Annotated in this window: 37 protein-coding genes and 2 tRNA genes; 13 read left to right on the top strand and 26 right to left on the bottom strand. The window is 69.8% G+C overall.

Annotated elements, in window-relative coordinates; all coding sequences use genetic code 11:
- The first annotated feature begins 3 nt into the window (after window positions 1-3).
- From FFK22_RS09050 to FFK22_RS09035, 4 genes are all read left to right on the top strand, one after another.
- Complete coding sequence (locus tag FFK22_RS09050) at window positions 4-603, top strand: nucleoside triphosphate pyrophosphatase (RefSeq protein ID WP_306770087.1); 600 nt, start codon at window positions 4-6, stop codon at window positions 601-603.
- Complete coding sequence (locus tag FFK22_RS09045) at window positions 600-1,682, top strand: ribonuclease E/G (RefSeq protein ID WP_186002386.1); 1,083 nt, start codon at window positions 600-602, stop codon at window positions 1,680-1,682. Before FFK22_RS09050 ends, FFK22_RS09045 begins: the two co-directional genes overlap by 4 nt.
- A 45-nt stretch (window positions 1,683-1,727) precedes the next feature.
- Window positions 1,728-1,925 carry a DNA gyrase inhibitor YacG gene (locus FFK22_RS09040; protein WP_138886001.1) on the top strand — a complete coding sequence of 66 codons (198 nt, stop codon included), beginning with the start codon at window positions 1,728-1,730 and terminating at the stop codon, window positions 1,923-1,925.
- Between the two features lie 55 nt (window positions 1,926-1,980).
- Window positions 1,981-2,056: transfer RNA gene (locus FFK22_RS09035), tRNA-Phe, on the top strand.
- Between the two features lie 196 nt (window positions 2,057-2,252).
- Here the strand turns inward: FFK22_RS09035 and FFK22_RS09030 are convergent.
- The 23 genes from FFK22_RS09030 to FFK22_RS08930 form a co-directional block, all read right to left on the bottom strand.
- Window positions 2,253-3,536 (bottom strand): site-specific integrase, encoded by a 1,284-nt coding sequence (locus FFK22_RS09030; protein ID WP_138886002.1) that lies wholly within the window; start codon window positions 3,534-3,536, stop codon window positions 2,253-2,255.
- Window positions 3,537-3,555: 19 nt separating this feature from the next.
- Window positions 3,556-3,828, bottom strand: a complete 273-nt coding sequence (locus FFK22_RS09025; RefSeq protein ID WP_138886003.1) for a hypothetical protein — start codon at window positions 3,826-3,828, stop codon at window positions 3,556-3,558.
- Window positions 3,825-4,334 carry a hypothetical protein gene (locus tag FFK22_RS09020; RefSeq protein ID WP_138886004.1) on the bottom strand — a complete coding sequence of 170 codons (510 nt, stop codon included), beginning with the start codon at window positions 4,332-4,334 and terminating at the stop codon, window positions 3,825-3,827. Before FFK22_RS09020 ends, FFK22_RS09025 begins: the two co-directional genes overlap by 4 nt.
- 7 nt (window positions 4,335-4,341) lie before the next feature.
- On the bottom strand, window positions 4,342-4,632 hold the full coding sequence (locus FFK22_RS09015; protein WP_138886005.1) for a hypothetical protein: 291 nt from the start codon (window positions 4,630-4,632) through the stop codon (window positions 4,342-4,344).
- A 3-nt stretch (window positions 4,633-4,635) separates the two neighbouring features.
- The gene (locus FFK22_RS43810; protein ID WP_221938488.1) at window positions 4,636-5,757 is read right to left on the bottom strand and encodes a hypothetical protein; all 1,122 of its coding nucleotides are present in this window, start codon (window positions 5,755-5,757) and stop codon (window positions 4,636-4,638) included.
- 11 nt (window positions 5,758-5,768) lie between these two features.
- Window positions 5,769-6,263 (bottom strand): DUF1643 domain-containing protein, encoded by a 495-nt coding sequence (locus FFK22_RS09005; RefSeq protein WP_138886006.1) that lies wholly within the window; start codon window positions 6,261-6,263, stop codon window positions 5,769-5,771.
- On the bottom strand, window positions 6,260-6,964 hold the full coding sequence (locus FFK22_RS09000) for a hypothetical protein (protein ID WP_138886007.1): 705 nt from the start codon (window positions 6,962-6,964) through the stop codon (window positions 6,260-6,262). Before FFK22_RS09000 ends, FFK22_RS09005 begins: the two co-directional genes overlap by 4 nt.
- Window positions 6,961-7,119, bottom strand: coding sequence for a hypothetical protein (locus FFK22_RS42820; protein WP_186002385.1), 159 nt, complete (start codon window positions 7,117-7,119; stop codon window positions 6,961-6,963). Before FFK22_RS42820 ends, FFK22_RS09000 begins: the two co-directional genes overlap by 4 nt.
- The gene (locus FFK22_RS08995; protein WP_138886008.1) at window positions 7,112-7,981 is read right to left on the bottom strand and encodes a DHH family phosphoesterase; all 870 of its coding nucleotides are present in this window, start codon (window positions 7,979-7,981) and stop codon (window positions 7,112-7,114) included. The genes FFK22_RS42820 and FFK22_RS08995 overlap by 8 nt, the downstream gene beginning before the upstream one ends.
- Entirely contained in the window at window positions 7,981-8,835 is an 855-nt protein-coding gene (locus FFK22_RS08990; RefSeq protein ID WP_221938487.1) for a dATP/dGTP pyrophosphohydrolase domain-containing protein, read from the bottom strand. Before FFK22_RS08990 ends, FFK22_RS08995 begins: the two co-directional genes overlap by 1 nt.
- Window positions 8,832-9,029 carry a hypothetical protein gene (locus FFK22_RS08985; RefSeq protein WP_138886009.1) on the bottom strand — a complete coding sequence of 66 codons (198 nt, stop codon included), beginning with the start codon at window positions 9,027-9,029 and terminating at the stop codon, window positions 8,832-8,834. The genes FFK22_RS08990 and FFK22_RS08985 overlap by 4 nt, the downstream gene beginning before the upstream one ends.
- Window positions 9,029-9,373, bottom strand: coding sequence for a hypothetical protein (locus FFK22_RS08980; RefSeq protein WP_138886010.1), 345 nt, complete (start codon window positions 9,371-9,373; stop codon window positions 9,029-9,031). Before FFK22_RS08980 ends, FFK22_RS08985 begins: the two co-directional genes overlap by 1 nt.
- Before the next feature lies 1 nt (window position 9,374).
- Window positions 9,375-10,358, bottom strand: coding sequence for a DUF2303 family protein (locus FFK22_RS08975; protein WP_138886011.1), 984 nt, complete (start codon window positions 10,356-10,358; stop codon window positions 9,375-9,377).
- A 13-nt stretch (window positions 10,359-10,371) separates the two neighbouring features.
- Entirely contained in the window at window positions 10,372-10,722 is a 351-nt protein-coding gene (locus FFK22_RS08970; protein WP_138886012.1) for a hypothetical protein, read from the bottom strand.
- Between the two features lie 49 nt (window positions 10,723-10,771).
- Window positions 10,772-11,011: a hypothetical protein gene (locus FFK22_RS08965; RefSeq protein WP_138886013.1), complete on the bottom strand. Its 240-nt coding sequence runs from the start codon at window positions 11,009-11,011 to the stop codon at window positions 10,772-10,774.
- On the bottom strand, window positions 11,008-11,460 hold the full coding sequence (locus tag FFK22_RS08960) for a hypothetical protein (RefSeq protein WP_138886014.1): 453 nt from the start codon (window positions 11,458-11,460) through the stop codon (window positions 11,008-11,010). Before FFK22_RS08960 ends, FFK22_RS08965 begins: the two co-directional genes overlap by 4 nt.
- The gene (locus FFK22_RS08955; protein WP_138886015.1) at window positions 11,453-11,869 is read right to left on the bottom strand and encodes a hypothetical protein; all 417 of its coding nucleotides are present in this window, start codon (window positions 11,867-11,869) and stop codon (window positions 11,453-11,455) included. The genes FFK22_RS08960 and FFK22_RS08955 overlap by 8 nt, the downstream gene beginning before the upstream one ends.
- Window positions 11,870-11,879: 10 nt before the next feature.
- Window positions 11,880-12,269, bottom strand: a complete 390-nt coding sequence (locus FFK22_RS08950; protein WP_138886016.1) for a hypothetical protein — start codon at window positions 12,267-12,269, stop codon at window positions 11,880-11,882.
- On the bottom strand, window positions 12,269-12,595 hold the full coding sequence (locus tag FFK22_RS08945; protein WP_138886017.1) for a hypothetical protein: 327 nt from the start codon (window positions 12,593-12,595) through the stop codon (window positions 12,269-12,271). Before FFK22_RS08945 ends, FFK22_RS08950 begins: the two co-directional genes overlap by 1 nt.
- Before the next feature lie 227 nt (window positions 12,596-12,822).
- Window positions 12,823-12,897: transfer RNA gene (locus FFK22_RS08940), tRNA-Met, on the bottom strand.
- 8 nt (window positions 12,898-12,905) lie between these two features.
- The gene (locus tag FFK22_RS08935) at window positions 12,906-13,139 is read right to left on the bottom strand and encodes a hypothetical protein (protein WP_138886018.1); all 234 of its coding nucleotides are present in this window, start codon (window positions 13,137-13,139) and stop codon (window positions 12,906-12,908) included.
- A 2-nt stretch (window positions 13,140-13,141) separates the two neighbouring features.
- On the bottom strand, window positions 13,142-13,276 hold the full coding sequence (locus tag FFK22_RS44390) for a hypothetical protein (RefSeq protein ID WP_306770086.1): 135 nt from the start codon (window positions 13,274-13,276) through the stop codon (window positions 13,142-13,144).
- 209 nt (window positions 13,277-13,485) lie between these two features.
- Window positions 13,486-14,190 carry a helix-turn-helix domain-containing protein gene (locus FFK22_RS08930; RefSeq protein ID WP_186002384.1) on the bottom strand — a complete coding sequence of 235 codons (705 nt, stop codon included), beginning with the start codon at window positions 14,188-14,190 and terminating at the stop codon, window positions 13,486-13,488.
- Window positions 14,191-14,284: 94 nt separating this feature from the next.
- On the opposite strand from FFK22_RS08930, the gene FFK22_RS08925 reads away from it, so the two are divergent.
- The 7 genes from FFK22_RS08925 (at window position 14,285) to FFK22_RS08895 (ending at window position 18,211) form a co-directional block, all read left to right on the top strand.
- Window positions 14,285-14,491 (top strand): DNA-binding transcriptional regulator, encoded by a 207-nt coding sequence (locus FFK22_RS08925; protein ID WP_138886020.1) that lies wholly within the window; start codon window positions 14,285-14,287, stop codon window positions 14,489-14,491.
- On the top strand, window positions 14,488-14,706 hold the full coding sequence (locus FFK22_RS08920) for a hypothetical protein (protein WP_138886021.1): 219 nt from the start codon (window positions 14,488-14,490) through the stop codon (window positions 14,704-14,706). Before FFK22_RS08925 ends, FFK22_RS08920 begins: the two co-directional genes overlap by 4 nt.
- Before the next feature lie 288 nt (window positions 14,707-14,994).
- Window positions 14,995-15,465, top strand: coding sequence for a phage regulatory CII family protein (locus tag FFK22_RS08915; RefSeq protein WP_138886022.1), 471 nt, complete (start codon window positions 14,995-14,997; stop codon window positions 15,463-15,465).
- Entirely contained in the window at window positions 15,465-16,559 is a 1,095-nt protein-coding gene (locus FFK22_RS43805; RefSeq protein ID WP_221938486.1) for a GcrA family cell cycle regulator, read from the top strand. Before FFK22_RS08915 ends, FFK22_RS43805 begins: the two co-directional genes overlap by 1 nt.
- Window positions 16,556-17,083 carry a hypothetical protein gene (locus FFK22_RS08905; RefSeq protein ID WP_138886023.1) on the top strand — a complete coding sequence of 176 codons (528 nt, stop codon included), beginning with the start codon at window positions 16,556-16,558 and terminating at the stop codon, window positions 17,081-17,083. Before FFK22_RS43805 ends, FFK22_RS08905 begins: the two co-directional genes overlap by 4 nt.
- Window positions 17,083-17,631 carry a hypothetical protein gene (locus FFK22_RS08900; protein ID WP_138886024.1) on the top strand — a complete coding sequence of 183 codons (549 nt, stop codon included), beginning with the start codon at window positions 17,083-17,085 and terminating at the stop codon, window positions 17,629-17,631. Before FFK22_RS08905 ends, FFK22_RS08900 begins: the two co-directional genes overlap by 1 nt.
- Before the next feature lie 40 nt (window positions 17,632-17,671).
- The gene (locus FFK22_RS08895) at window positions 17,672-18,211 is read left to right on the top strand and encodes an MT-A70 family methyltransferase (protein WP_221938485.1); all 540 of its coding nucleotides are present in this window, start codon (window positions 17,672-17,674) and stop codon (window positions 18,209-18,211) included.
- An 11-nt stretch (window positions 18,212-18,222) separates the two neighbouring features.
- On the opposite strand, the gene FFK22_RS08890 is transcribed toward FFK22_RS08895, so the two are convergent.
- Window positions 18,223-18,810, bottom strand: a complete 588-nt coding sequence (locus tag FFK22_RS08890) for a hypothetical protein (RefSeq protein ID WP_138886026.1) — start codon at window positions 18,808-18,810, stop codon at window positions 18,223-18,225.
- 122 nt (window positions 18,811-18,932) lie between these two features.
- Here FFK22_RS08890 and FFK22_RS08885 point away from each other — a divergent pair, with 122 nt between their 5' ends.
- Both FFK22_RS08885 and FFK22_RS08880 read left to right on the top strand, forming a co-directional pair.
- Window positions 18,933-20,132: a CHC2 zinc finger domain-containing protein gene (locus FFK22_RS08885; protein WP_138886027.1), complete on the top strand. Its 1,200-nt coding sequence runs from the start codon at window positions 18,933-18,935 to the stop codon at window positions 20,130-20,132.
- Window positions 20,132-22,402 carry a DNA cytosine methyltransferase gene (locus tag FFK22_RS08880; protein ID WP_138886028.1) on the top strand — a complete coding sequence of 757 codons (2,271 nt, stop codon included), beginning with the start codon at window positions 20,132-20,134 and terminating at the stop codon, window positions 22,400-22,402. The genes FFK22_RS08885 and FFK22_RS08880 overlap by 1 nt, the downstream gene beginning before the upstream one ends.
- A 100-nt stretch (window positions 22,403-22,502) precedes the next feature.
- On the opposite strand, the gene FFK22_RS08875 is transcribed toward FFK22_RS08880, so the two are convergent.
- Together FFK22_RS08875 and FFK22_RS08870 are read right to left on the bottom strand one after the other, a co-directional pair.
- Window positions 22,503-22,967 carry a BrnA antitoxin family protein gene (locus FFK22_RS08875; RefSeq protein WP_138886029.1) on the bottom strand — a complete coding sequence of 155 codons (465 nt, stop codon included), beginning with the start codon at window positions 22,965-22,967 and terminating at the stop codon, window positions 22,503-22,505.
- Entirely contained in the window at window positions 22,948-23,217 is a 270-nt protein-coding gene (locus tag FFK22_RS08870; protein WP_138886030.1) for a BrnT family toxin, read from the bottom strand. The genes FFK22_RS08875 and FFK22_RS08870 overlap by 20 nt, the downstream gene beginning before the upstream one ends.
- Window positions 23,218-23,274: the final 57 nt, after the last annotated feature.

Below are 23,274 nucleotides of genomic sequence, written 5' to 3'. Positions count from 1 at the left end.
GCCGTGCCCGATCCGGAAAGGACGGGCAGGACCGACCTGCTTGTGCTCGCCTCGGCCTCGCCGAGGCGTCTCGATTTGTTGCGCCAGATCGGCATCGTGCCAGACCAGGTCTTGCCTGCCGATCTCGACGAAACCCCGCTGAAGCGCGAGCTGCCCGGCCCGCACGCCAGGCGCCTGGCCCAGGCCAAGGCTGAGGCGATTCGGGCCCGGGCGCCCGGCGCCTTCGTCCTGGCGGCCGACACCGTGGTCGGCTGCGGCCGGCGAATCCTGCCCAAGGCCGAGACCGGCGCCGAGCTGCGGCAGTGCCTGGAGCTGCTGTCCGGCCGGCGCCACCGAGTCCATGGCGGCGTCTGCCTGATCGCGCCCGACGGCACCATGCGCCATCGGCTGGTGCAGAGCAGCGTGATCTTCAAGCACCTGACACCCGGCGAGATCGAGGCCTATGTCGCCTCGGGCGAGGGCCGCGGCAAGGCCGGCGGCTACGCCATCCAGGGGCGGGCGGCGGCGCTGATCCGGGCGATCGAAGGCTCCTATTCAAACATCGTCGGCCTGCCGCTGTTCGAGACCTCGCAGCTGCTCGGCGGCGCGGGCTATCGCTGGTGAAGTCGGTCGAAATCACCGCGACGGACGGCTTGCTGCTGGCCGGCGTGGTGATCGATGGCCGCTTGACCGACCTTGCCGCGGAGCGCCTGTCCCGGCCGAGCCTGGCCGGCGCGGTGGTGTTGGCGCGGGTCGAGCGGGTCGACCGCGTCTCCGCTGCCGCCTTCCTCGACATCGGCACCGGCCGCAGCGCCTTCCTGCCGCTGCGGGGGCCGGAGGCGGACTCGCTGCGGGCCGGCGCGCCGGTGGTCGTCCAGGTGGTCGCCGACCCCCGGGGCGAGAAGGGGGCGGAGGCCACGCGCGACGTGGCACTGCCCGGCGCCGGCCTGATCCATCTGCCGTTCTCGGCGAACGTGGCCGTGTCGAGCCGGCTCGGCCCCGCGGCGAAGCGGGATTGGCAGCAGCGGCTCGAAGGCGGCTGGATCGTGCGCGCCGCGAGCGCCGGAATGGCGGTCGACCAAGTGCTGGACGAGGCAATGCGGCTGGCGCGGCGCTGGGAGGCGGTCGCCGACCGCGCCGAGGCGACGCGGGCCCCGGCACTGCTGGAGCCGGCGCCAGGGGCTGCCCGCCGTCTGATCCTGGACCATCCGGACGCCGCCCGAATCGTGGTCGACGGCGCCGCTTTGCTGCCGCCGCTGCAGCGCTGGGCGGCCGCGGCCATACCCGATCTCGCGCCCCGTATCGCCGCCGGCGCGGCGCCGCTGGGCGATGCCCTGGACACGTTGCTGACGCCGACCGTGCCGCTGCCCTCCGGCGGCAGCATCACTATCGAGGCCACCCGGGCGCTGACCGTGATCGACGTCGATGGCGGCCGGGCGCCCGACCATGTCCGCGCCAACCGCGAGGCGGCGGTGGAGATCGCCCGCCAGCTGCGGCTGCGCAACATCGGCGGCACCGTCGTCGTCGATTTCATCTCGCTGCGTCGCGGCGGCGACCGTGCGGCTCTACTCAACGCCTTCCGCAGCGCCCTGGGGGATGATCCGCTGCGGGTGCACCTCAGCGAGTCCCTGTCGCCGCTGGGCTTGGCCGAGCTGGCGCGCGAGCGCCGCGGCCAGGCCCTGGCCGATGTCGTCAACGGCTGAGCCTACGGGCTTGAAGCCGGGCCTCCATGAACCGATTCTGTGAGCATGACCACGACCCCCACCGAGACCCGCGGGCGTTGCCCGATCTGCCGCAAGCCGACGGTGCAGCAGTACCGTCCGTTCTGCTCGCGCCGCTGCGCCGACATCGATCTCGGCCATTGGTTTTCCGAGGCTTACACGATCCCGACGAAGCCCGGTGACGACGTCGAAGAAACATTGCAGCCGGATGAAGATCAGCGCTAGACAGCCGCCGTCCGGTTTCCTATAAGCACGGCCTCCGCATCGCGGAACCAACGGCGCCCAGGTAGCTCAGTTGGTAGAGCAGGGGATTGAAAATCCCCGTGTCGGCGGTTCGACTCCGTCCCTGGGCACCATTCTCTCTTCCCCTAGAGAACGCTGGATCCGGCGGCTTTCCTGGCCTTCCGGGCCGGGTTGCGGAGACGGTCCGCGCTTTCCGCGCCGTTCTCCAAATTCCCCCTTTTCGCGTTATTTTGCACCCTCGACTCCACACAGGACTCCACATACGGGGCCGCTGGTGTTCGCGCCCTGTTCACGTCATTGGGACGGGGCTCAGGACAGCAGGTCGCGCTCGAGGGTGGCGCTGATCTCGCGGTCGGCGTCGCGCTTGTCGAACAGCTTGCCGTAGATGTCATAGGTCACCTTGATCGAGCTGTGACCCATGCGCATCTGGACCTGCTTCGGCGTCATGCCTTGGTCGATCAGAAGCGATGCGTGGATGTGCCGGAGGCAGTTGAGGGAGTAGCGCGGGACCTGGCGGACGATCGTCTCGCCCGTCTCTGGACCCTCGCGCTCGGCCGGGACGGTCAGGCCGGCGTCCTGGCACAGCGGGACCCACACCCGGTTGTAGACATTCGCCAGGCTCTGCACCGTGCCGATCGACGTCGGCAGCAGCAGATGGATCGTCTCGCCCTTCCGGGCCGGATCGGGCAGCGCCGAGCTGCGCGGCACCGCCAGCAGCCACCGGCGCAGCAGCGCGGCCGAGGCCTTGCCGATCCGGATGAAGCGGCGCGACTGCTTCGTCTTGACGGTGCCGAGGATGCCGTACTCATCCGCCTTGCGGCGGACCCAGAACCCGGTGTCGGCGCCGGCCAGCACCAGGTCTTCGACCGCCAGTCCGCGCAGCTCCGACGGCCGAAGCCCGGCGAAGACGCCGAGATGGACCCAGACCTCGGTGAAGGTGGGTGGCGCCGGCGCTTCGGTGGCCGATTCCGACAGCAGGGCCTTGATCTCATCCTTCGGCGGGATCTCGACGTCGCTCTCGCCCCGGTCGATGATCTCGACCCTGGTCTCCCTCCCGACGTTGACCGGGCAAAGGCCGTCGCGCACGGCCTGGCTGAGCAGCATGCGCACGCTGGTCATGACCTTCGCGGCGTTCCGCGATGTCAGCTTGGCGAGCAGCACCTTCTTCAGCGCCTCGCAGTCCGGCGGCGTCAGCTCTGCGAGCGGGATATCGCCGAAGCGCCAGGTCCCCGGCATGTCGCGGCGGACGATCTCGGCCTGGACGATATGCAGGTCCCGGTGATCCTCGTACTTGTCGATCGTCGAGGTCTCGCGGCCGCGCGCCTTGACGTCGGTGATCCAGTTGTCGGCCGCGATCTTCACGGTGACGACGACGGGCGGGGCGTCGCCGGCGGCCGGCTCGACCGGGGCGGCGATCAGCCCCTGCGCGATCGCTTCGACCTTGGTCTTGTGCGCCTCGGCCCGCTTCTTCGCCTTGGGCCCGCTGAAGGCCTTGCGCCGGCGGCGGCCGGAAGCGTCCTTCCACTCGACCTCGTAGCCGGAGCGGGATTCGCCGGACCGCGTGGCCCAGCTGCGCTTGTTGATGGACGCCATGGCGCGACGATACGCCGAATCAGGCCGGGCAGTACACGCGGCGATACCAGTCGAGCAGGGCGCGGCGATCGGCAACCAGGCCGACGCCTGGCTGCTTCCGGATCGGCGGCGCGTCCGGATCGTCCGGCCGGCGGCGCGCCCGGTCGGCCATGCGATAGATCTGGTCGGGCGTGAAGCCGATCACGGCCGCGATGTCCTCCGCCCCGGTGACAGGCTCCGGCTTCCGCTCGACCGGGACGGGTGCCGCCGTCCGGCCGTAATAGCCGGGGCGAGGCCTGGCGTTCGCCATCATGCCGCTTCCCTCCGCTCGAACGGGTTGTCGAACTCGCGATAATAGCCCTGGTCCGCCAGGATCTCATGGATGCGGCGCGCCGCCTTGGTGGCGCTGCGGTCGACCTCGCCGAGCAGCTCGACGTTCCGCGGCCGCTCCTGGATCGCCTCGAGGAGGCGCTCGCAGGCGGCGAGGAAGGGCGCGTCGTCGGCCAGCACCAGGATCTCGGCCTCGGTGATCGCCTGGATCCAGCGCACCACCGCGACATAGGCGGTGGCGATGCTGCGATTCTCCATCCAGTCCAGCGCGGCCGCGCGCGTGCGCAGCAGCCGCTTGTGCAGGGCGCGCTGCCGCTCGGCCGCCATGTCCTGGAACGGGGCGAACTGCGCCAGGTCGCAGTCGCGGCCGATCGCGACGATCGTCGCGCGGTCCGTCTCGGGATGGTCGGAGAGCTGGCGGACGATGCGCGCCATCATGGATGCGGGCAAAGCGAGCTCGATCCGGCGGCGGTCGGAGAGGTGGATCATCGCCGCCTCACTCGGTGAAGTCGTCGATGCCGCAGAAGATGCATCGCCTGTGACCAAGCCCAGGCTCGGCGTCGCGGCGGCCGTGATACACGTGTCCTCTGACATCGGGCGCCATGCAGGAGATGTTGGTCGCCTTTAACTCCTCGGGCGGAACGCCCGCCAAATCGGCGAGGCGGGGGACCAGCTTACGTTCCAGCAGCTCCAGACCCGACTGGGCATCCTGGACCCTGCGTCGGGCCTTCGCGATGTCCGCGAAGATCGGCTTGGCATCCTCGATCAGCTTTCGATTCCAGGACATCGGTCAGGCGCCCTCGCCTTCGCCCGCGCCGGCTGTGGGCGGGGTGGCCGGCGGCGCAACCAGCATGTCCTTCATGGCAAACTCGCGCTCGGCCTGCTTCTCCACATCGAAGGCGCGAAGCAGCCATTGCGGCTCCGGGTGCCATTCGGTCGATCCGAACCGGACGGACATCGGGACGGCGCGCCGCTCGCCGATCTCGCCCTTGTAGTTGAGGTAGAGGAAGGTGAAAGGCTCCCCTCGCCCCGCCGGCTGCGCGCCAACCTGCGCAGGGGCTGCGGGGGTTGTGTCCGAAGCGTCCTCGATCTTGCCGCTGCCGAAATCGAACTGGTCAGCAGCATCGCAGGTATCGGCAACGGCGCCGATGAAGTCGTCGCTGTCGATCTTCTGACCAGCGGTGCGCCACTTGTCGCGCAGGACACGGGCGTACTTCACCACGACGAGCGCGCGCCGATATGCATTCCGGAAGTCGCTGCGTCCGGTCACGGCCGCCAAGTATTGAGCCTCTGTAACCGCCTGCGCGCCATCGGCCGGCTGCGCGGCTTTCGGCGCCATGTAGGCACCGTGAGCCGAGCCGAAGACGGGGTGCGCGTAGACCCAATCGGCTAGCTGCTTTTCGTGCTGTTGGATCATGTCGGGTGCCGGCTGCGCGGCTTGGCGAAGGGTTGCGAGTTCCTTCTGCAGGCGCTCGATCGTCGCTTGCTGGCCGAGCACAAGCTGAGACTGCGCGGCATACGCGGCTTCGTGCGGTCGCACCCGCTCGGCGCCGGCCCGGCCAGCCTCGATCTCGGCCCTAAGCTGTTCGAGGTCATGTCCGGTTTCGCCGAGCAGGATCTCCAGATCGATGATCCGGTCTAGAGCTGCTCTGTACTTATGCTCCAGATCAATGAGTGCGGGAGCGGCGTTGCGCAGCTTGGCGAAGAGCGCGGCGTCGGCTTCCCAGCGGCTCTCTTCTCCGGTCTCCATATTGCCGAAGACCGCCACCAGCCGGCCGCCGGCATGGACACGCGGATGCCGATTTACGGGCAGATCGGTATCAGCTGCATGCTCTCCATGCGTCGCTTTCTCCAGCAATTTCTCCAGCCGCTCGATCTCCTCGCGCGGCAGCGGGGCAGGGGCGGGGGTCATGGTTTGACCTTTCACAGGGGCATCGGCTGCAGCTCGTAGCTGCAGTAGAGGGGATGTTTGGGGGCGCCGCCGGCGTTGACGGCGAGGGCGTGCGGCACCTTGCCGGCAGCGCGGATCAGGTCGAGGACCACGACCGAGCGGCCGGGGCGGACGCGGTCGCAGTGCTCGCCCCAGCCGCACACCACCAGGCCGGCGCGGCCGGCGAATTCCAGGATCGCGTCGTCATTGCCCGGGCCGACCGGGTCGGGCGCGCCGAACAGCGCCTGCGGGTCGGTGGAGCGCAGCGCGAAGGCGTTGGTGATGACCAACCCGCCGAAGCCGCCGGCCTGGGCGCGGCGCCGGCAGCGCGTCACGGTCGGGTCGTCGGCCAGGTCGTCCGCCGTGCTGGGGTTGAGCAGGGTGAACATGAGCGGGGCGGAACCCGGGTCCCAGATCCGCCATAGGGCGGTGCGGTAGCACCCGCAGGGGCTGAAGGTCGCGCCCGAATCGGTGAAGAGGTCGATCATGCTGCCGCCGACTGGTGATCGATGTTGGCCCGGACGACGCAGAAGGTGAGGGCGACGACATCGGGGTTGCTCCACCACACGAAATCGCCGTGGATGCTCGACCACAAGCTGCGGAAGCTTTCGCGCGGGTCTTCCCACCCGGCGGCTGACGTTCCCTCCGGGTAGTCGATCCAGGTCCCTTCCTGGACCGGGTTCCTGGCGATCCCCTCCGCAATCGCATCGGCCTTGCTGATGGCCTGCAGCGGCTCGACCTTCACGGCCTCGACGATCAGCGTCAGGCGGCTGGCCCAGCGCGGCATGAACCTCGCCTGCGACCAATGAATGCCTTTGCCATTCGCCCGCGTGTAGTTGCTGCAGACGGTCGGGTGCTTCGCGGCGATATCATCGGCCGGGCCGGAAAGGCTGAAATACGGGTGCTCCAGCCCGCTGCGCCAGACCTGCAGCGGCTCGCCATCGATGCGATAGATCGTGCGATAGTTGACGGGCGGCGGTCCCGGGATTCCTGCGCGGCCTAGCTGTGAATAACGGCCGTCCTGGATCGAGAGCGGATGCTCGTCGGCGCAGGATTCCTTGACCCACAGCCGGTCGCCGGGTGCGGCCTTTGCCCATGTCTTGTTGATCAGCCGCCGGGTCTGCGTCTTCCGGCCGTCGAGCAGCGCGCGGATCATCGGCGCGGAGAAGATGATCGGGCGGTCGGTCATCGACGTCCTCCCGAAATCGCCCGCGCAACGGCTTCGGCGGCCTTGGTGCGGCGCTTGTTCTCGTCGATCTTCGCCTGCTCTGGCGTCGGCTTCGGCGCCGGGTCGGCCTTCGGCTTGGCCGGCGGGGCCGGGCGGTTCAGGATGTGGTCAGCCATCGGACCGGCCCTCGTCGCCGTCCCAGCCGAGCGGCATCTGGAAGCCGGCGGCGTTGCGGTGACCGCCGCCGCCATAGCGCGCCGCGATCTCCGAGACGTCGACACCCTCTGGCGTCGACCGCAGGGAGAACACCCTGGCGTCGGCGCGGTCGAAGTAGCAGGCGCCGAAGGGTTCGCCCTTGGCCAGGACCTGGCCGGCGTCGGACGCCATGGTGTAGGGCAGGTTCGCCACCGGCACGCTGTGGCCGCCGATCACCATGCGTCGCGTCGCGATGGCCAGCAGCTCGGCGATGTCCTTGTGGTGCTTGCGCTCGATCGCGCCGCCGGCGTCGATCGCCTGCTGCAGCCCCATCGTGTCGCCCGGCTCGCCGCGGCCGATCAGGGCGTGGAGATAGTCCCAGTTCCTGAAGCTGTAGCCGTAGGAGAAGACGAAGGCCGCGACCTCTCGGCTTCCCGGCAGCAGGAACCGCCACAGGTCGCGATCCTCGACATAGCGAACCAGGGTGGGCGGTGTGGTGCCGTGGAAATGCTCCCAGGCGAGCCTTGCCCCCGACCGGTTCATGTCGAAGACGACGGTCGCGTTCGAATGCTCGGCCGCGAAGCCGTCGAGATCCGCGGCAGCCGTCTTGTGATGGTCGAGCACCAGCAGGCTGGCGGCCTGCGCCGCCATGCGCGCCAGCACCGGCCGCTTGTAGGAGAAATCGACCAGCACGACGTGCCGACCCGTGACGTCCGGCGGCTCGGCGCCATAGATGCCGGGCAGGAATTCGACCGCGTTGCCGAAGCATCGCCAGACCACCCAGGCGGCGGTAAACCCGTCGGCGCAGTTGCCGTGGTAGATGCAGAGATCAGGCGTGGGCATCAGCGGGGCTCCTGCGGTGTGGCGGCACGGCCGCCGTCGATCGAGGTCAGGGCGGGGCGGGACCCGCGGGCGAAGGAGGCGGTGGTCCACTCCTCGAACTCGGTGGCCCGGAAGGTCACGTTCCAGCCGTGGTGGGAGGCGATCCTGGTGGCGAGCACCCGGTTCGCGCTGTGCATCGTCAGGTCGAACGGGTCTGCAGAATCGCGCAGGTCCATCCAGATCATCCCGGCCTCGAAGCCGTGGACGAAGCTGGGCGACTGGTCCGGGAAGCTGACCAGCAGGCCGAAATCGGCCAGGCCCTCGGGTTGAGTCGGCGGCTCGGCCGAGCGGTCGTGCTCGATCGCGCGGTCGGAGTCGGCGGTGCGCCAATCCGGCCAGGTGCGGGCCTGGAGCATGCCGAACTTCAGGCGCCAGAGCTGGCAGATCTGGTCCGGCGTGGCGCCGGCGAGGCGCAGCAGGCTGACCGCGAGGTTGAGCAGGTCGATCGGCTCCATCGGATCGGCCGGGTTGGCCTCGACCTCGATCAGTTCCCTGCGGATGTGGTCGACCACGCCGGCGACGGTCTGGCGCGGGCCGAAGGTCTCGGCCTGCCAGGCCATGAGCTCGGCCAGGAAGGCGAGCAGGTCGAAGCTGTCCGGCCCGACCGAGGCCTCGGCCTCGGCGCGCGTCAGCACCCGGGCGACGGTGCCGACGGGAATCTCGGTGGCGAGGGCGATCCGCTCGACCGCCGCCTCGGTCCAGCGCGGCGCCGGCGCGGCCAGGGCGGCGTCGATAGCGCGGAGTAGATCGGTGCGGGTCTGCTGGTGGTGCTGCGCGACGATGGCGCGGCAGTCGGCCAGGATCTCGGCGATCACAAGGTCACCTTTCCATGCTTGATGTCGAGCATCTGCCGGGCCAGCTCGGCGCCTGCGTCGGCGGTGATGCGGATGGCCCTGAGCTTCTTGACCGGCCGGCCGCGGGCGCCCAGGACGTCGCCCGGTGCGGTCATGGCACTGATCTGCTCGAACAGGTCGCGCATCGTGGCGAGCGGATCGGGGATGGTACCCATCAGGCGTCGCTTTCCGTGGCCGCCGGCGGATGGGTGCGAGGCCGCAGGTCAATCGACACCTCGAGGCCGGTGGCCCGGCCGAGCTCGGTCTGAAGGTGCTGGACGACCTCGGCCGACAGCCGCTCCGGCATCGCCGCGTCCTCCGGCACCGCGACATGCGCGGTGAGCAGCGGCCGGGCGAACAGGCGGAGCGGGATCGCGATGGTGAGCTCCATCGCGACCTGGCCGGCGCGCAGGGAGGGCGGCCGGGCGGTCATCTCGCAGCCGCCGCCCTCGTCCAGGCGCAGATAGCGCGTGACGTGCAGGAAGGCCTTGCTGCGGTGGACGCCCGGCCGCTGGGTCATCTCAGCGGGTCTCCGGCGTGCCGTAGAACACGGGCAGGCCGCATTCCACCCGCGCCCGCTCCGCCGCCTCGCGGAAGGCGTCGTCGAAGGCCTCGCGGGCGCGGACGATCGACAGGAACCAGCTGATGCTACCGCTGCGCAGCTTGTATTGCAGGCGGACCGCCAGCTGGTACACCGCGCCGAGCTGGAAGATCGGGATGGTGATCAGGAAGAGGTTCGGGATCCGGACCTTCTGGCCGTCCTGGCCGACATGCTCGGACTTGAAGAACAGCGTCGCCTCGCCGCTGTCGAGGTTGACGCGCTGCTCGGCCTGGGCGTTCTCGGCGATCGCCAGGCCGCGCGACAGCTCCAGCACCTGCTCGGGCCCGGCGACGCGGCCGCCCAGCCGGTCGATCATGCTGCGCAGCTTCTGCTCGGCCGGGGTGGACGGCACCACGTCGGACATCGGCGTCGCCCACAGCGGCACCGGCGCGATGTCCAGGATCCTCTCCTCGAGGAAGGACGCGAAGTCGACCTGGGCCAGCTTCTGGCCGTCGATCGCCACCCAGGCCTTCCATTCGTCGGCCAGCGGGAACGGGTACAGGGCCCGGTGCGTGCCGTGGCGGGGCAGGCCGTCGCCGCCCTCGTGATAGTCGATGACGCCGATCAGCTGGGGCGTGCCGTCCTTGGCGTCGGCAAAGATGGCCGACTGATCGTCCCGGAACCGGTTGACGTGGTCGATGAAGGAATCCAGGTCGGCCAGCGTGGCGGTGCCGGTGCGGCGCTTCGGGCGCACGCGCGTCTCGTCCAGGAATGGCTGCAGGCTCTTCGCCTCCATGCCCTTCGGCAGCACGATGAACGGCACGTCGCCGGCCTCGCCGGGCGAGACGTGCGGTACGCTCAGGACCTGCGGATTGTGCAGGTCCTTCACCAGGCCGGCGACGGCCGCCGCCTCGGCCTGGGTCGGGGCGGCGATCATCGCCGCGGGGTTCTCGGAAGATGACATAGGTGTGCTCCCCTCAAACGGTCTTCACCTCGCGCGGGCCGAACAGCTCGGACTGCCGCGGGTTGCGGACGGAAAAGCGGTTGCTGGCGGTGCCGTACATGATCGTTTGGCGCCGCGGCGGATCGGGCAGGGTGACCTTCTTGGTCGCCTTGATCTGGAAGACCCCGCTGTCGAGCGTGATCGCCAGCCCGACCGAGAGGCGGGCCGTGGGCTTGCCGCCGTGCTCGATCGCGTGGTTCGACAAGGCTGCGCCGATCTCCTGCAGCAGCTTCGACAGGTCGGCGTTCAGGTCGCCGTCCTCGAGCTGGGCGATGAAGGTGGCGAAGCTGGTGATTTCGCCCGGTTCGGGCGCTGTGTCGGACATCCCGGTCTCCCTGCTCTCCAGAAATCGCGTGGACATGGGCTCCCTCTGGTCAGGCCGCGCTGGGCGGCTGCGATGAATCGGCGTCGCGATGGCTGGCGGCGCGCCGCTCGAAATGGTCGAGGGCGTCGGCGGCGCGCTTGATGGCGCCGCGGGCCTGGCGCAGATCGAACGGCATCACCGCGCGGCGCCCGGTGATCAGCGACCCGAGATGGGCCAGCTCCTGGCCGGCGCCGCGCAGCTCTGACGTCAGCGCGATCCGGTCGATCTCCTCATTCGTCAGCCGGGTCATGCCGCCCCCTTCGGGTCGTCGTTCTTGCCGGGCCACCAGGTCGCCGGGCGGATGCTGCGGGCGGTCAGGGCGGCGGGCTCGGCCTCCGGAGCCGGCACCCAGGTGGCCCGGCCGGCGTCGCGGCGCAGGACTTGGCCGGATGGCAGGCGGACCACGGCGGAGCCGGGCGGCCAGTCCGCCGGCGACGGCGGCGGGGCGGCCGGTGCCCGCTGCACCAGGATCAGGCGGCTGGCCGGCATGGTGTTGTCGACCCTGGCTCCGCGCCAGCGGATGACGCAGCCCATGATGTTGGTGCCCGGCACCATGGCGTAGCCGCGCACCGTGCCGGTGCGGTCGGTCAGCTTGTCCCGGACCGTGTCGTCGGGCCGGAACGGGATCGGCCGGGGCTGCCGCGCCTGGCGCAGCTGGGGGCCGGGCAGGGTCGTGCGGAGCTGGACGACGTCACCCATGGGCAGCAGCCTCCTGCGCGGCCGCGCCGGGCGGCACGGGCTCGATCGGATCGTCCGGCCGGGCGTTGCCGGTGCGCCGGTCGATCGACTCGACCGCGGCCATGGCGAGGCCGGCGACCTGCAGCAACCGGCTTCGCACCTCGCCCGCAGCTGGCGCGCAATCCATCGCACTGCGGACAGCAGCGAACAGATCGAGGATGAAATCCCCGATGGGCATCAGGTCATCCAGGGCCCGGCTGCGTACGAGATCGTTCCGCCGCTGCCGCTCCCATGCGATCTCCAACAGCACGTCGATCGCATGGTCGGGCATGTAGGGGCGGCCGTGCAGGCCGTCGGCGCCTTCGACATAGACGCGGATGTCGGTGATGGCGGACGGCAGCGGGGCGGCCGGGCTGGTGCTGTCAGGCATCGGCGGCCTCCTAGAACGGGATCTCGTCGTCGGAAGCGTCGCCCGGAGCCGTCAGGACTTCGCCGGCCGCATACAACCAGCGCAGCGCCTGGTGCAGCATGATGGTGCGGAGCGCATCCCGCTGGTCCAGCCGGGCCAGGAGCTTGATGACTTCCCTCGCCGTGTATTCACCCTCTGTGGCGAAGCTGAGGATGCGGCTGATCGGCGGAAACCGCTCGCCGTCCATGGCGAGCGATCTCACGTCCAGCTTGTCCCGATGCAACCGCGCATGGGAGACGAGCGCGTCGAGCAGCTCGGGCCGGATGGCAGGCGGAGGGGCTGGGATAGTTGGCCGCATGTCGCGTCGCGGCGGCACGGGCTTCGCGCCGGCGGGGCTGCCCCTCATCATCCGGGCCGCCATCACGCGGCGCTCCGGTCGCGGCGCAGGCGGGGGCGGGCGGCGGCCTTGGCGGCGTGGCCGTGGTCGTGCAGGTCCTTGCGGGTGAAGCCGCGGGACAGCAGGTCCGCCTCGGACACCTCGCCGCCCTGGGCCTCGAAGATCTCGACGATCGCCTCGACCATGGCCGAGCGGACCGCGCCGGCCTTCAGCTTGGCGCGGACCCGGGTGCGGCAGATGCGGGCGACCCGCTGCGGCGCCCGCTTGGCGAGCTCCAGGAGCCCGGCCGGGATGCGGCCGTCGAAGGCGCGCTCCAGGTCGGCAATGGTGGCGATGGTGGCGGCGGACATGGCGGCCGGTCTCCCTGTGCGGAGTGGACGAGGGGCCGGCGGCGTAGACCTGATGTGTCGGTCCCGGTAAGCCATTGGCCCGTACCGCATGGCGGCACGGCCGCCGGCCCCTCTGACGCCTCGACCCCCACCCGGTGGAGGCCGGGTAAGGGGGCGGGGGTGGCGCCGTATTCGGCCGGGCATCTCTCCGGCCTACTGCCGACGCCTCCGGCGCCTTGCGCCGGATCTGGTTGCAGGGGCGGGATTTGAACCCGCGGCCTCCGGGTTATGAGCCCGGCGATCTACCGCTGATCTACCCTGCTGGAAGGGGCTAGCTGTCGAAGCCGGGAAACTGGTTGATCCGAACGCGCGGGCGGCCGCGCTGGCCGTTGCGGTAGAACTCGACGGCACCGCCGTCCCGCAGGGTGTTCCAGGTGCTGCGCATGAACGGGGCCTGCTCGCCGCCGGCCAGCAGGACGCCGTTCTTGTCGAAGCCGCCGTCGCCGTTGTGATCCTTCAGCCACTTCCAAGCGGCCTTGGCGCTCTCCGAGAGGTGGACAGCCATGGTCAGCCGCGCTCCTCGGTCGGGTCGTATGGCGCGGTGTAGATCGAGACGAACAGCAGCTTGATGGCCCAGACGCCGAGGCAGGCGCCCATCAGGGCTAGGCCGATCATCAGGGGTTCGGGAAGAAGCTCGGGCATCGACATACCCCACGCGGGGCCTCCCTCTCTCGCCTCCCCGAAAAGGGACCCGGGGTGCTGTCACCCCGGGCCAGTGAACAGGGAGGTTTCATGCACGATGCGGACGTGCAAGAGGGACTGTGGCTGAAACGGCCACGATGTGTCAAGCGAGATTGTAGCTGGATCCGCTACATCACGAATGCACTAAGCAACGAGTGTAGCCAAATCGCTTAAATTTCAGAGCGGTAGCTGCCGAGGACGAGAGCGAAGACGAGCACGTCGCCGTTGGCGTCGTCCGGGCCGGGGTCGTGTAGCTCTACCGGCTGCTGATAGGCCGGCACGGACGACCGTGGCATCAGCAGGCGACGTCCGTTGTCGACCACGTATTCCTTGACCGTCGCCTCCATTAGCCCTTCGCGGCTGCGGCGCAGGCAGATGACGCGTTGCCCAGGCTGCTGTTCGATGCCCAGATCCAGCAGCTTGGCGCAGACGAGGATGGTTCCTTCCGGATAGACCAGGTCCATCGACCGGCCATTCACCCGCAACCCGAATCGCTTGACCTGGCGCAGCCGCGGGTCGACAGGCGCCGAGATCCATTCCCACTCCTCTTCGGGCAACTCCAGCGCCTCAACCCAGTGGCCGGCCTGGACCGCGCCGACCACCGGAATGAGCTCCAGCCCGCGCGGCATCTCGACGACGCTGCTGGTCGCTGCGAGGCCCGACACCTCGGCGGCCTTCTCGCTGCCGCGCGACTCGACCACATCGGCGATGTCGACGCGCAGGGCAGCGGCGATGGCCTTGAGATAATCAACCGTCAGCTTCTGCCGGCCGGTCTCCAGCTTCCAGATGGTCGACCGATCGACGGCGACGAGCTTGGCCAGCCCGTCCAGAGAGAGGCCGGCAGCCTCGCGCAACTCTTTGATTCGGTTTGCCATGTCTGATTGTGGCCGAATTGGTCCCGATGCGCTGTAATCAGTTCGGCCACATTCGGCTTGACCTCTGTGTCTAAAATGGCCACAGTTCGGGCCCATGACCATCCTTCGTGACTATCTGCAGGTGCGGGGCATCAGCCCGGCCGAGTTCGCGCGGCAGATCGGCCGCGACCGCAAGACCGTGCACCGCTGGGTGAGCGGAGAGCGGATCCCGAGACCGCCCGAAATGGCGAAGATCCGGGACGCGACCGGCGGCGAGGTCACGGCCAACGATTTCTATGCCGCTCGGGAGACCGCAGCATGATGCGCGTGTTCGTCATCGTCACCGCCTGCGCGGCCGGGGTGCTGCTGCCGACCGGCGCACAGCCGATGCTGCACGGCGACTGGATCGCCGGCGCACCGGCCCTGGCGCTCGGCCTGGCCTGCTGCGCCGCGGCCATGCTAGGCGACCGCCGGCTGCAGCGGAGCGCGGCGCCGCCGCGTCCGGCATCCCGGATAGCGTTCGGACGGCGGCCATGAGGTGGCACCCGCTCGTCAACGGGCTGGTGATCGTCGCCCCGTTCTGGGCGGTGGCCGGCATCCTGCTGTGGCTGGGGTGGCCGTGATGGTGTGCCCCGCCTGCACCGACCGCGCCGCCTGCCGCAAGGCGAAGGACTGCGCCGCCGACCCGCAGCGGATCGTCGCCGGTGCCCGATTCCCGAATGATGTGGTCGCTGCCGTCCATGTCCGGCATGTGGCCATGGTCGAGGCCGTTGTCTCGTCCGATCGGGGTGCCGAAATGCGACGGCCCCACATGGTGGGCACGCTATGACCGCGCCGCGCACGATGCTGGGCGAGCTGACGCTGCGCATGATGGCGTCGCTGGGCGAGGCCGGCGTAATCGCCGCCACCGGCAAGACCATCGACGCGCTGCGCAAGGCCAGCAACCCGAATGAGGGGCGGCGCCTGGGCGTGGACGATTTGGTGCGCCTGGCGGCGGCCTGCGAGGTGCGGGGCCATGGCCACGATCTGGTGGAGACGATCGTCGCTCTGGTCCGGGCCGAGGCCGCGGCGATGGGCGGCCCGGTGCCGCTGCGGGCGGTCGGGCCCGACGCGCATCTGCGCCGCATCGGCGCCGAGCTCGGCGACGTCAACCGCGCGGTCGACGAGGCGACGGCCGACGGCCGCCTGACCGGCGCCGAGCGGCGGAAGATCTGCGACGAGCTGGGCGACGTGATCCGCGTCGCCACCGCGATGCGCGCCGAGCTGGAGCGCGACCTCGCGCCGAGGCGGGCGTGATGTCCCAGGACCGCCGCATCCTCAAGCTGCACGCCAAGGGGCTCGACGAGGTCGAGATCTCGTGCCGGCTGCTGATTGGCATCCGCGCCGTGCAGGCCGCGATCGCCAATGCCACGGCGCGGCTGCAGGGCGAGCCGGCCGATGGATCCCACGCGAAAGCGGGCGTCGATGCCCAGGCCAAGCCGAAGACGGCCGAGGCGGAGCCCGTGAGTAGGATTGCCGGCCGTCGGAGGCCGGCTGCAACGTCTGAGCGAATGGACGCGACTTCGCCGGGTGGAGAGCAACCCGGCACCCTGCCGGTCGAGGCGCCGGCGGCGAGCGCCAGCGCCCCGGCCGGTGCTACTTCTTCTTCGTCGGCCGCTGGGTCAGGGCACTGCCCGCCGCCGACTTCTGGTCCTTCGTCGACTTCGGATCGCGCAGCACCCTCGATGCCGCCGACCCCGCCTTCGGCGATGTCGTCTCGTTCGCCGGTTTCTTCGCCATCTCGATCTCTCCCCATAGGTGCGCCGTCTCAACGCGGCGCCGCGGCGAGTGTGACGGAACGGAGCGGTCGAGTCGAATCGACCGCGGCTCCGGTCGAGATGCTGCAGGCGCCGGCGCCGCGGCGGAAGCATGGCCCGACCGGGGCGTGGACCGAGAACAAGGTGGCGATGCTGCGCCAGCTGTGGGGCGTACGGTCCGCCAGCGAGATCGCCGAGATCTTGGGTTGCGTCTCGCGGAACGCCGTCATCGGCAAGGCCGGACGGCTCGGCCTGACGTTGGCGAAGGTGCGGTCTGCCGCCGAGCCGATGCCACGGACGGCCACGGAGCCGATGCCGGACGAGCCGTCTCCGGCGCCCGCCCCGTGGCGCGACAAGGGCTATCGCACCAAACCTCCGAGCCGGGGCTGGGCATCCGGCGCCGGCCTGACAGACCGGTCGCCCTTCGGCGCCTGCCAGTACCTGCACGGCGAGGCGCGCGATCGCGATTTTTGCGGCGCGCCGGTGCTGGAGCGGCCGGACGGCCGCCGGTCGAGCTATTGCCCCGAGCACCACGCGCTGTGCTGGCAGCCGCTGCTGCCCCGGAGCACCGCCAAACCCAAGGATGCCGCATGACCGATCTTCCGCCGCGCACCCTGTTCGTGCTCGACATCATCGCCCGGGCAGCGGCCGCTGGTGAGGAAACGCCGCGCAACGAAGCCATGGAGGCGGCACTGCGCGCCGCGGGCTTCAGGTTGTATGCCGCTGCCGACGGCCGGCATCGGCACTCCGGCAACGTCGTGTCCTACGAGATCGGGCGGCTGGTGCAGGCTGGCCGAATCGCTCTGCATGGCGGAAAGCGGCTGCGGGTGTTCGAGATGTGCGCGACCGGGCAACGCACCGTGCCGCGCGCCGAGACGATGCTGGCCATCAAGCGGCAACAGGTCGATGCCCGGATCCGGGAGGCGACGGCCGGCTGGCCGCGGCCGACCCGGATCAGCGTCGCCGCCTATGATGCGTCGCTGCGTCGGGGGCCGCCGATCCGCATCCAGGGGCCGAAAGCCGGGGCCGAGACCTGGACGCATCTCGGGGTGCGCAGTGCCGCGCCGGCGCAGAGCCTGACCGGCTGCAGCGCCGCGCTGGCGGCGGAGGCGGTGTGATGCATCAGAAGTACCTAGCCCCAGGCTTCGACTTCGCTCTCGCGCATGCTGTCGAGGAGGCGGGGGAGTTCCTTGCCGCCGCTGGGAAGACCCAGCGCTTCGGTATCGACAGCGTCAATCCGGAGCTGCCGCCGTATGCCCGCGAAACCAACGGTGCATGGCTGCGCCGGGAGATGGCCGACCTCCGCGGTGCGCTCGACCGGCTCGAGGCGGAGCTGGACCCGATGACCGATCGCGATCGCCTGCCGCAGCGCCGTCAGTCCGACACGATCACCTTCGATCATGGCGGCTTCAGCTATGTCGCCACCATCGGCTACCGGCCTGAGCCGGACGGCCGGATCGGCGAGATCTTCCTCGACAGCGGCAAGACCGGCACCGCGCTGTCCATCGCCACGAAGGACGCTGCGATCGCGGTCAGCCTGGCGCTGCAGCATGGCTGCACGATCGAGACGCTGCGCGGCGCCTTCCTGCGCAACGCGGACGGCACGGCCGCGGGCGTCATGGCGTGCCTGTTCGACCTGCTGGCGCCGCCGGCCGAGCCGCGGTGAACCGGCGATGGGATGGTTCTGGGGGGACGAGATCAGGCCGATGGGATACCGCGTCATCTACGCGGATCCCCCTTGGCTGTTCCGGAATCGCAGCGCCAAGGGCGAGGGGAAGAACGCCACTCGCCACTATCGCTGCATGCCGATCGACGAGATCAGGGCGATGCCGGTGCGGGATCTCGCCGCCGGCGACTGCGTGCTCTACCTGTGGACGACGTGGCCATTCCTCGAACAGGCCTTCGACGTCGTCAACGCCTGGGGCTTCACGTACAAGTCCGGCGGGGCGTGGCGGAAGCTCAGCCCCACCGGCAAGCATGAGGCCTTCGGGCCCGGCTACATCGAGCGGAATGCCTGCGATCCCTACCTGATCGCCACGATCGGAGAGCCCAAGCGGTACCACCGAGCCATCCGCAACGTCATCAGCGCCCCGGTCCGCGAGCACAGCCGCAAGCCGGACGAGATGCGGGAGCGGCTCGAACTCCTGCTCGACGGCCCGTACCTCGAACTGTTCTCGCGCAGCAACCGCCCCGGGTGGACCGCCTGGGGCGACCAGGTCGGGTTGTTCGACGAGGTCGCACCATGACCGCGCCTATGTCACGCGCCGCTAATGATGTCCTGCAGCCCGCGCTGGACGAGGCGCTTGCTGTCCTGAATCCAGATGGGGCCCCGGTGGACCTTGTCGAACAGGTCGTGGATGAAGGACGCATCCTCGGCGATCCAATAGCCCTGGACGGCAGCCCTGATTTCGGCCGCGCTGTCGCGAAAGGCTGCCTCGGCGTGCCTGTTGATCGCCTTGAGATCGGTGACTTCCTTGACCTGGGCTCGCACGGTGAGACTCGGGCCAATCTCGATGGTGAATCGGAGCACCCCTCCGGCCTGGCTGATCGCGAGGGTCGGATCGTTGACCTTGTTGAGGCCGATGCCGCCCTCGGCGGCATCGGTGAGCAGGCCGGCGATGCCGTAGGCGACCGCAGCCGCGACGATCCTACCCTCGCGGGCAGCCGTCATGTCCCCGATCCTGACGGTTTCGCTGATCGGGGCCGCCAAGACGTCAGACTTGATGTCGACCTTCACCGTGACGGTGTGTGGCGGCTGCTCGTTCGAGCCCGCCAGAATCGGCGGTTCGCCGATCTTCCGCGGCTTCACAGAAAACGTGCACAGATATTCAACGTCCGCACTCATGAGCTGCTCCCAACTGTTGCTGGAGTTATTTCCAGTCGGGCGAACAGATGGGGAGCCGGATATGCCAGTGCAATAGTGGCTAATACTTCAGTTCTGAAGTGTTTCGACCGGGTCGGTGTGCCTTGACCGCCCGAGACGAGATCGACGTTCGCGCGGTGCTGGACCGGGTCGACCTGGCCGAGCTGGTGCGCAAGCGCGGGGTGTTGCTGAAGGAGCGGAGCGGCAAGCTGTCGGGCTGCTGCCCGTTCCACCAGGAGACGACGCCAAGCTTCTTCGTGTTCCGGCACCCGCGGCCCGGGCATTTCCACTGCTTCGGCTGCAGCGCCCATGGCGACGCCATCGCCTTCGTCCGCCGGCTGGACGGGATCGGCTTCCTCGACGCGGTCGAACAGCTGGGCGGACCGCAGCGCCTGACCGAGGCGGACCGGCAGCGGATCCGCCGGCAGGAGGCGGAGGCCGAGCGGCGCCGTGCCGCCTCGCAGCGGGCCAAGATGCAGAACGCCGCCGAGATCTGGGCCGCCGCCGGCAAGCATCCGGTCGGGGGCACGGCGGTCGAGCTCTATCTGCGCGGCCGCGGCATCGACATCGACGCGATCGGCGGCGTGCCGCCGGTGATCCGCTGCGGCCTGGTGCCGTATCACTGGCTGGACGAGCGGACGGACCCGCGCGCGCCGCGCGCCGAGCGCTATCGGGTGGTGGCCACGCCGCCCGCCATGGTTGCCATGGTGCAGGGGCCGGACGGGTCGCACATCGCGACGCATGTCACCTGGCTGCGGGTGGCGGTCGACGGGCGCTGGGTGAAGACGGACCTGGCCGACCCGGTCACCGGCGAGATCCTGCCGGCCAAGAAGATCTTCGGCCAGTATTTCGGCGGCTCGATCCGCTTGACGCCGCCGGGACCGACGATGCGGGGCGGCGAGGGGATCGAGACGTCGATGACGGTGCTGGCCGCGCTGCGGCGCGCCGGGCGCGGCGACGCGGTGTGGGCGCTGGGGTCCCTGGGCAACCTTGCCGGCGGCGGTTTGGGCCACGGCCCGAAGAAGCCGGGCACGCGCGAGATCGTGAACGGGCGGGTGCGCTGGCAGCGACGGCCCTCACCGGTTCCCGACCCGGCCCGGCCCGGCTTCGTGCCGCCGCCCGGAACGCTGCGATTCGGCTGGCTCGGCGACAGCGACGGCAAGGATCCGGAAGCCGGGCGCCTGTTGGTGGAGCGCGGCCTGGACCGCTATCGCGCCCTCGGCATCGACGCCTGGGCCAGCTGGGCCGCCGCCGGGATGGATTTCAACGACATGGCGCGCAAGCCGCCGGAGGGGACTGACTGATGCCGGACGGCGATTTCCGTACCGACGACCTGCTGCCGGCAAGCGCGGCACCGAAGCTGCGCAAGAAGATGGTCGCGGACCTGTTCTGCGGCGCCGGCGGAACATCGACCGGCGCGAAGAAGGCGTTCCAGCTCGCGGGGCTGGAGATGATCCTGACCTGCGTCAACCATTGGCCGATCGCGATCGAGACGCACCAGCGGAACCATCCGGAGGCGCGGCACTACTGCACCGACCTGGAATCGGCCAAGCCCGAGGTCCTGGTGCCGGAGGGCTATCTCGACCTGCTGCTGGCCTCGCCCACCTGCACCTTCCACAGCCGGGCGCGCGGCGGCAAGCCGGTCAACGACCAGCAGCGGATGGACCCGTGGATCATCGTTCGTTGGTGCACCACCCTGCGGGTGCGCCGCCTGCTGATCGAGAACGTGCCCGAGTTCGTCGACTGGGGCCCGTGCGACCTGAAGACGGGCCGGCCGATCCCGAGCCGCAAGGGCGAATACTTCCGGGCCTGGCTGAAGGCGCTGCGCGCCGTCGGCATGCGGATGGACTGGCGGATCGAGAACTGCGCCGACCACGGCGACGCCACGACCCGATCCCGGTTCTTCGCCATGGGCCGGTCGGACGGCCGCAGGATCCGCTGGCCGCAGCCGAGCCACGCCCCGGCCTCGCGCGCCGTGCTGCTGGGGCTGAAACCCTGGCGTTCGGCGCGCGAGATCATCGACTGGAGCGACAAGGGCCGGTGCGTGTTCGAGCGGGCCGTGCCGCTGCGCCCGAACACGCTGCGCCGCACCCGGATCGGGGCCGAGCGGTTCTTTGGCCCGCTGGCGCCGGCCTACATGGCGGCGCTGGACGTCGAGATCGAGCGGTCGATCGCGCGCTGGGGAGACAAGGCGGTGAAGGTCGAGCGCGGCCCTGCGGCCGGTGCTGCGGGCCATGCCGGGCCCTGCCTGGTGGAGCTGCGCGGCACCGGCACGGCCCAGCCGGTCGATGCGCCGATCCCGTCGCTGACGTCCCAGGGCACGCATCTGGCGCTGGCCATGCCGTTCCTGGTGCCGCAGTTCGGCGAGCGGCCCGGCCAGGCGCCGCGCACCCACGCCATCGATGCGCCGCTGCCGACCGTGACCAGCCATGGCGCCGGCGCGCTGGCCGAGCCGTTCCTGGTGCCGAAGAGCTCGGCGCCGCCGGTCCGGCCCGCCGACGAGCCGCTGCCGACGATGACGAACCACGGCAAGCCGGCCGTCGTCTCGGCCGAGGCACAGCCCTTTCTGCTGAACCGCCATGGCGAGAACGGCAGCGACCGCGTCGCCTCGGTCGACGAGCCGATGCCGACCGTGACCACGCGCGGCGCCGGCTATGTCGCCGAATCGGTGCCGGAGCCGTTCGTACTCGGCCAGCACGGCGGCGCCGTCGCCAGGCCTGTCGCCCAGCCGCTGCCGACCATCGCCATGGACGGCGCGATAGCGCTGGTGGAGCCGACGCTGGTGAACCTGAAGGGCGGGTCCGACGCCCGGTCAATAGACGAGCCGACGCCGACGATCACGGCGCAGGTGCCTCACCTGGCGGTGGCCGAGCCCGTGGTGTTCCCGGTAAACCAGTCGGGTGGACGGGCGCGCGGCATCGCCCCGGCGAGCGAGCCTCTGCCGACGCTGCTGACCCGCGACAGCCTGGCCGTTGCCGAACCGGTGATCGTGCAGCTGGACCAGCAGGGCGGCGGCGGCGCTGGGGTGCGATCGGCTGCTGAGCCGCTGCGGACCATAACCACGGTGCAGGCGCAGGCCATGGCCGAGCCTGTACTGCTCCAGGTGGCCCATGCCGGCCAGGACGGGCGGGTGCAGCCGATCGGCGAGCCGATCCCGTCGGTGACAGGCAAGCGCGGCATGGGTCTGGTCGAACCCTTCGTCCAGCCTTACTACGCGACCGGCGTGGCTAGCCCGGTCGACGAGCCGCTGGAGACCGTCACCACCAAGGCGCGGTTCGGGCTGGCCGAGGCGGCGCCGGAGGCCGTGGCCGATGCCGACGCCGAGCTGCGGCGCCTCGCGGCCGTGCGGCGCCTAGTGCTGATCGATGGTGTGCTGCACGTGCTGAAGCTGCCGTTCCGCATGCTGAAGAACCCGGAGCTGGCGCGGGCGACATCGTTCTCGGACGAGGAGACGGAGTACGAATTCTGCGGCACCGGCGAGCAGGTGACGAAGCAGATCGGCAACGCCGTGCCGGTGCGCACCGCCCGGGCCCTAATCGGTGCCCTGATGGATATCGACGAGGTGGCGGCGTGAGTACGGAAACCGTACAGAAAAGGGCCGCCCCTGGGGGAGCGGCCCCCTCAGTCGTCCATTGTCGACTTCGGCATGCGCCAAAGACGACAGTCTACAAACGCTACTTCTTCCGCGTTTTGCCGGTCATGGTGTTGGCAGTCCCTCCGGTTCTGGCGGTGTCGCTGGCCGGGTGGCGGCCGTCTCTCTTCTTCCCGGAGCTCTGCGTCAGAGCGCTGCCGGCTACAGCCTTGGCCGAGTGCTTCCCGGCGGCAGACCGCAGCACTACGGCGGCCCCGGTAGCGGCGGCAGTCAGGCCGACCGCGCGGCGTAGTGTCTCGTTCGCCATCCGCTGCCAGCCTTCCCCCTGCGCGCGCAGCCGGGTCAGAAGATCGCGATCCAGCCGGATCGAGACGAGCTCCTTAGTCGGTGTCTTCTGCGGCCCCCGAGTGCGCCGCTGTTCGGCGACCAATCCAGGATGTGTTTCGGTCGCCGGGCGCATGCGGGCCAGCATCTTGTCGGACAGGGGAGGGGAGTCGACGGCGTCCCAGGCCTCCTGGCTGACGTGGTTAGGCTTTCGCTTGCTCATAGGCTTTCCTCTCCCGGGCATTAGCCCGGCGCAGGCTGATGACACGGACGTCGGTGCCGCGCGGCGTATAGACCAGGACGTGCAGGTCGGTTCCGATAAACCCGATCGCCACCCAACGGCTTTCGCGATAGTCGAACCGATCATCCAGTGTCTCGATCGCGGTGGCGAAGTCGAAGTCGCTGACGGCTTCGAAGGCCACGCCGTGCTTGGCGAGATTGGCTGCGGCCTTGTCTTCGTCCCACTCGAACATGTGTTGATTGTATATACGGGTTTCTCGATTGCAAGGAAAATCGTATATACAAAATGG

The organism is Mycobacterium sp. KBS0706 (assembly GCF_005938675.2).
Lineage (GTDB): Bacteria > Pseudomonadota > Alphaproteobacteria > DSM-16000 > Inquilinaceae > Inquilinus.
This window is presented reverse-complemented; position numbering and strand designations above follow the sequence as displayed.

What these genes read in the sequence shown, in the direction of transcription:
- FFK22_RS09040 (WP_138886001.1), top strand. Translation starts at nt 1,728, where the DNA reads ATGACCACGACCCCCACCGAGACCCGCGGGCGTTGCCCGATCTGCCGC.
- FFK22_RS09030 (WP_138886002.1), bottom strand. Translation starts at nt 3,536, where the DNA reads ATGGCGTCCATCAACAAGCGCAGCTGGGCCACGCGGTCCGGCGAATCC.
- FFK22_RS09025 (WP_138886003.1), bottom strand. Translation starts at nt 3,828, where the DNA reads ATGATGGCGAACGCCAGGCCTCGCCCCGGCTATTACGGCCGGACGGCG.
- FFK22_RS09020 (WP_138886004.1), bottom strand. Translation starts at nt 4,334, where the DNA reads ATGATCCACCTCTCCGACCGCCGCCGGATCGAGCTCGCTTTGCCCGCA.
- FFK22_RS09015 (WP_138886005.1), bottom strand. Translation starts at nt 4,632, where the DNA reads ATGTCCTGGAATCGAAAGCTGATCGAGGATGCCAAGCCGATCTTCGCG.
- FFK22_RS43810 (WP_221938488.1), bottom strand. Translation starts at nt 5,757, where the DNA reads ATGACCCCCGCCCCTGCCCCGCTGCCGCGCGAGGAGATCGAGCGGCTG.
- FFK22_RS09005 (WP_138886006.1), bottom strand. Translation starts at nt 6,263, where the DNA reads ATGATCGACCTCTTCACCGATTCGGGCGCGACCTTCAGCCCCTGCGGG.
- FFK22_RS09000 (WP_138886007.1), bottom strand. Translation starts at nt 6,964, where the DNA reads ATGACCGACCGCCCGATCATCTTCTCCGCGCCGATGATCCGCGCGCTG.
- FFK22_RS42820 (WP_186002385.1), bottom strand. Translation starts at nt 7,119, where the DNA reads ATGGCTGACCACATCCTGAACCGCCCGGCCCCGCCGGCCAAGCCGAAG.
- FFK22_RS08995 (WP_138886008.1), bottom strand. Translation starts at nt 7,981, where the DNA reads ATGCCCACGCCTGATCTCTGCATCTACCACGGCAACTGCGCCGACGGG.
- FFK22_RS08985 (WP_138886009.1), bottom strand. Translation starts at nt 9,029, where the DNA reads ATGGGTACCATCCCCGATCCGCTCGCCACGATGCGCGACCTGTTCGAG.
- FFK22_RS08980 (WP_138886010.1), bottom strand. Translation starts at nt 9,373, where the DNA reads ATGACCCAGCGGCCGGGCGTCCACCGCAGCAAGGCCTTCCTGCACGTC.
- FFK22_RS08975 (WP_138886011.1), bottom strand. Translation starts at nt 10,358, where the DNA reads ATGTCATCTTCCGAGAACCCCGCGGCGATGATCGCCGCCCCGACCCAG.
- FFK22_RS08970 (WP_138886012.1), bottom strand. Translation starts at nt 10,722, where the DNA reads ATGTCCGACACAGCGCCCGAACCGGGCGAAATCACCAGCTTCGCCACC.
- FFK22_RS08965 (WP_138886013.1), bottom strand. Translation starts at nt 11,011, where the DNA reads ATGACCCGGCTGACGAATGAGGAGATCGACCGGATCGCGCTGACGTCA.
- FFK22_RS08960 (WP_138886014.1), bottom strand. Translation starts at nt 11,460, where the DNA reads ATGGGTGACGTCGTCCAGCTCCGCACGACCCTGCCCGGCCCCCAGCTG.
- FFK22_RS08955 (WP_138886015.1), bottom strand. Translation starts at nt 11,869, where the DNA reads ATGCCTGACAGCACCAGCCCGGCCGCCCCGCTGCCGTCCGCCATCACC.
- FFK22_RS08950 (WP_138886016.1), bottom strand. Translation starts at nt 12,269, where the DNA reads ATGGCGGCCCGGATGATGAGGGGCAGCCCCGCCGGCGCGAAGCCCGTG.
- FFK22_RS08945 (WP_138886017.1), bottom strand. Translation starts at nt 12,595, where the DNA reads ATGTCCGCCGCCACCATCGCCACCATTGCCGACCTGGAGCGCGCCTTC.
- FFK22_RS08935 (WP_138886018.1), bottom strand. Translation starts at nt 13,139, where the DNA reads ATGGCTGTCCACCTCTCGGAGAGCGCCAAGGCCGCTTGGAAGTGGCTG.
- FFK22_RS44390 (WP_306770086.1), bottom strand. Translation starts at nt 13,276, where the DNA reads ATGCCCGAGCTTCTTCCCGAACCCCTGATGATCGGCCTAGCCCTGATG.
- FFK22_RS08930 (WP_186002384.1), bottom strand. Translation starts at nt 14,190, where the DNA reads ATGGCAAACCGAATCAAAGAGTTGCGCGAGGCTGCCGGCCTCTCTCTG.
- FFK22_RS08925 (WP_138886020.1), top strand. Translation starts at nt 14,285, where the DNA reads ATGACCATCCTTCGTGACTATCTGCAGGTGCGGGGCATCAGCCCGGCC.
- FFK22_RS08920 (WP_138886021.1), top strand. Translation starts at nt 14,488, where the DNA reads ATGATGCGCGTGTTCGTCATCGTCACCGCCTGCGCGGCCGGGGTGCTG.
- FFK22_RS08915 (WP_138886022.1), top strand. Translation starts at nt 14,995, where the DNA reads ATGACCGCGCCGCGCACGATGCTGGGCGAGCTGACGCTGCGCATGATG.
- FFK22_RS43805 (WP_221938486.1), top strand. Translation starts at nt 15,465, where the DNA reads ATGTCCCAGGACCGCCGCATCCTCAAGCTGCACGCCAAGGGGCTCGAC.
- FFK22_RS08905 (WP_138886023.1), top strand. Translation starts at nt 16,556, where the DNA reads ATGACCGATCTTCCGCCGCGCACCCTGTTCGTGCTCGACATCATCGCC.
- FFK22_RS08900 (WP_138886024.1), top strand. Translation starts at nt 17,083, where the DNA reads ATGCATCAGAAGTACCTAGCCCCAGGCTTCGACTTCGCTCTCGCGCAT.
- FFK22_RS08895 (WP_221938485.1), top strand. Translation starts at nt 17,672, where the DNA reads ATGGGATACCGCGTCATCTACGCGGATCCCCCTTGGCTGTTCCGGAAT.
- FFK22_RS08890 (WP_138886026.1), bottom strand. Translation starts at nt 18,810, where the DNA reads ATGAGTGCGGACGTTGAATATCTGTGCACGTTTTCTGTGAAGCCGCGG.
- FFK22_RS08880 (WP_138886028.1), top strand. Translation starts at nt 20,132, where the DNA reads ATGCCGGACGGCGATTTCCGTACCGACGACCTGCTGCCGGCAAGCGCG.
- FFK22_RS08875 (WP_138886029.1), bottom strand. Translation starts at nt 22,967, where the DNA reads ATGAGCAAGCGAAAGCCTAACCACGTCAGCCAGGAGGCCTGGGACGCC.
- FFK22_RS08870 (WP_138886030.1), bottom strand. Translation starts at nt 23,217, where the DNA reads ATGTTCGAGTGGGACGAAGACAAGGCCGCAGCCAATCTCGCCAAGCAC.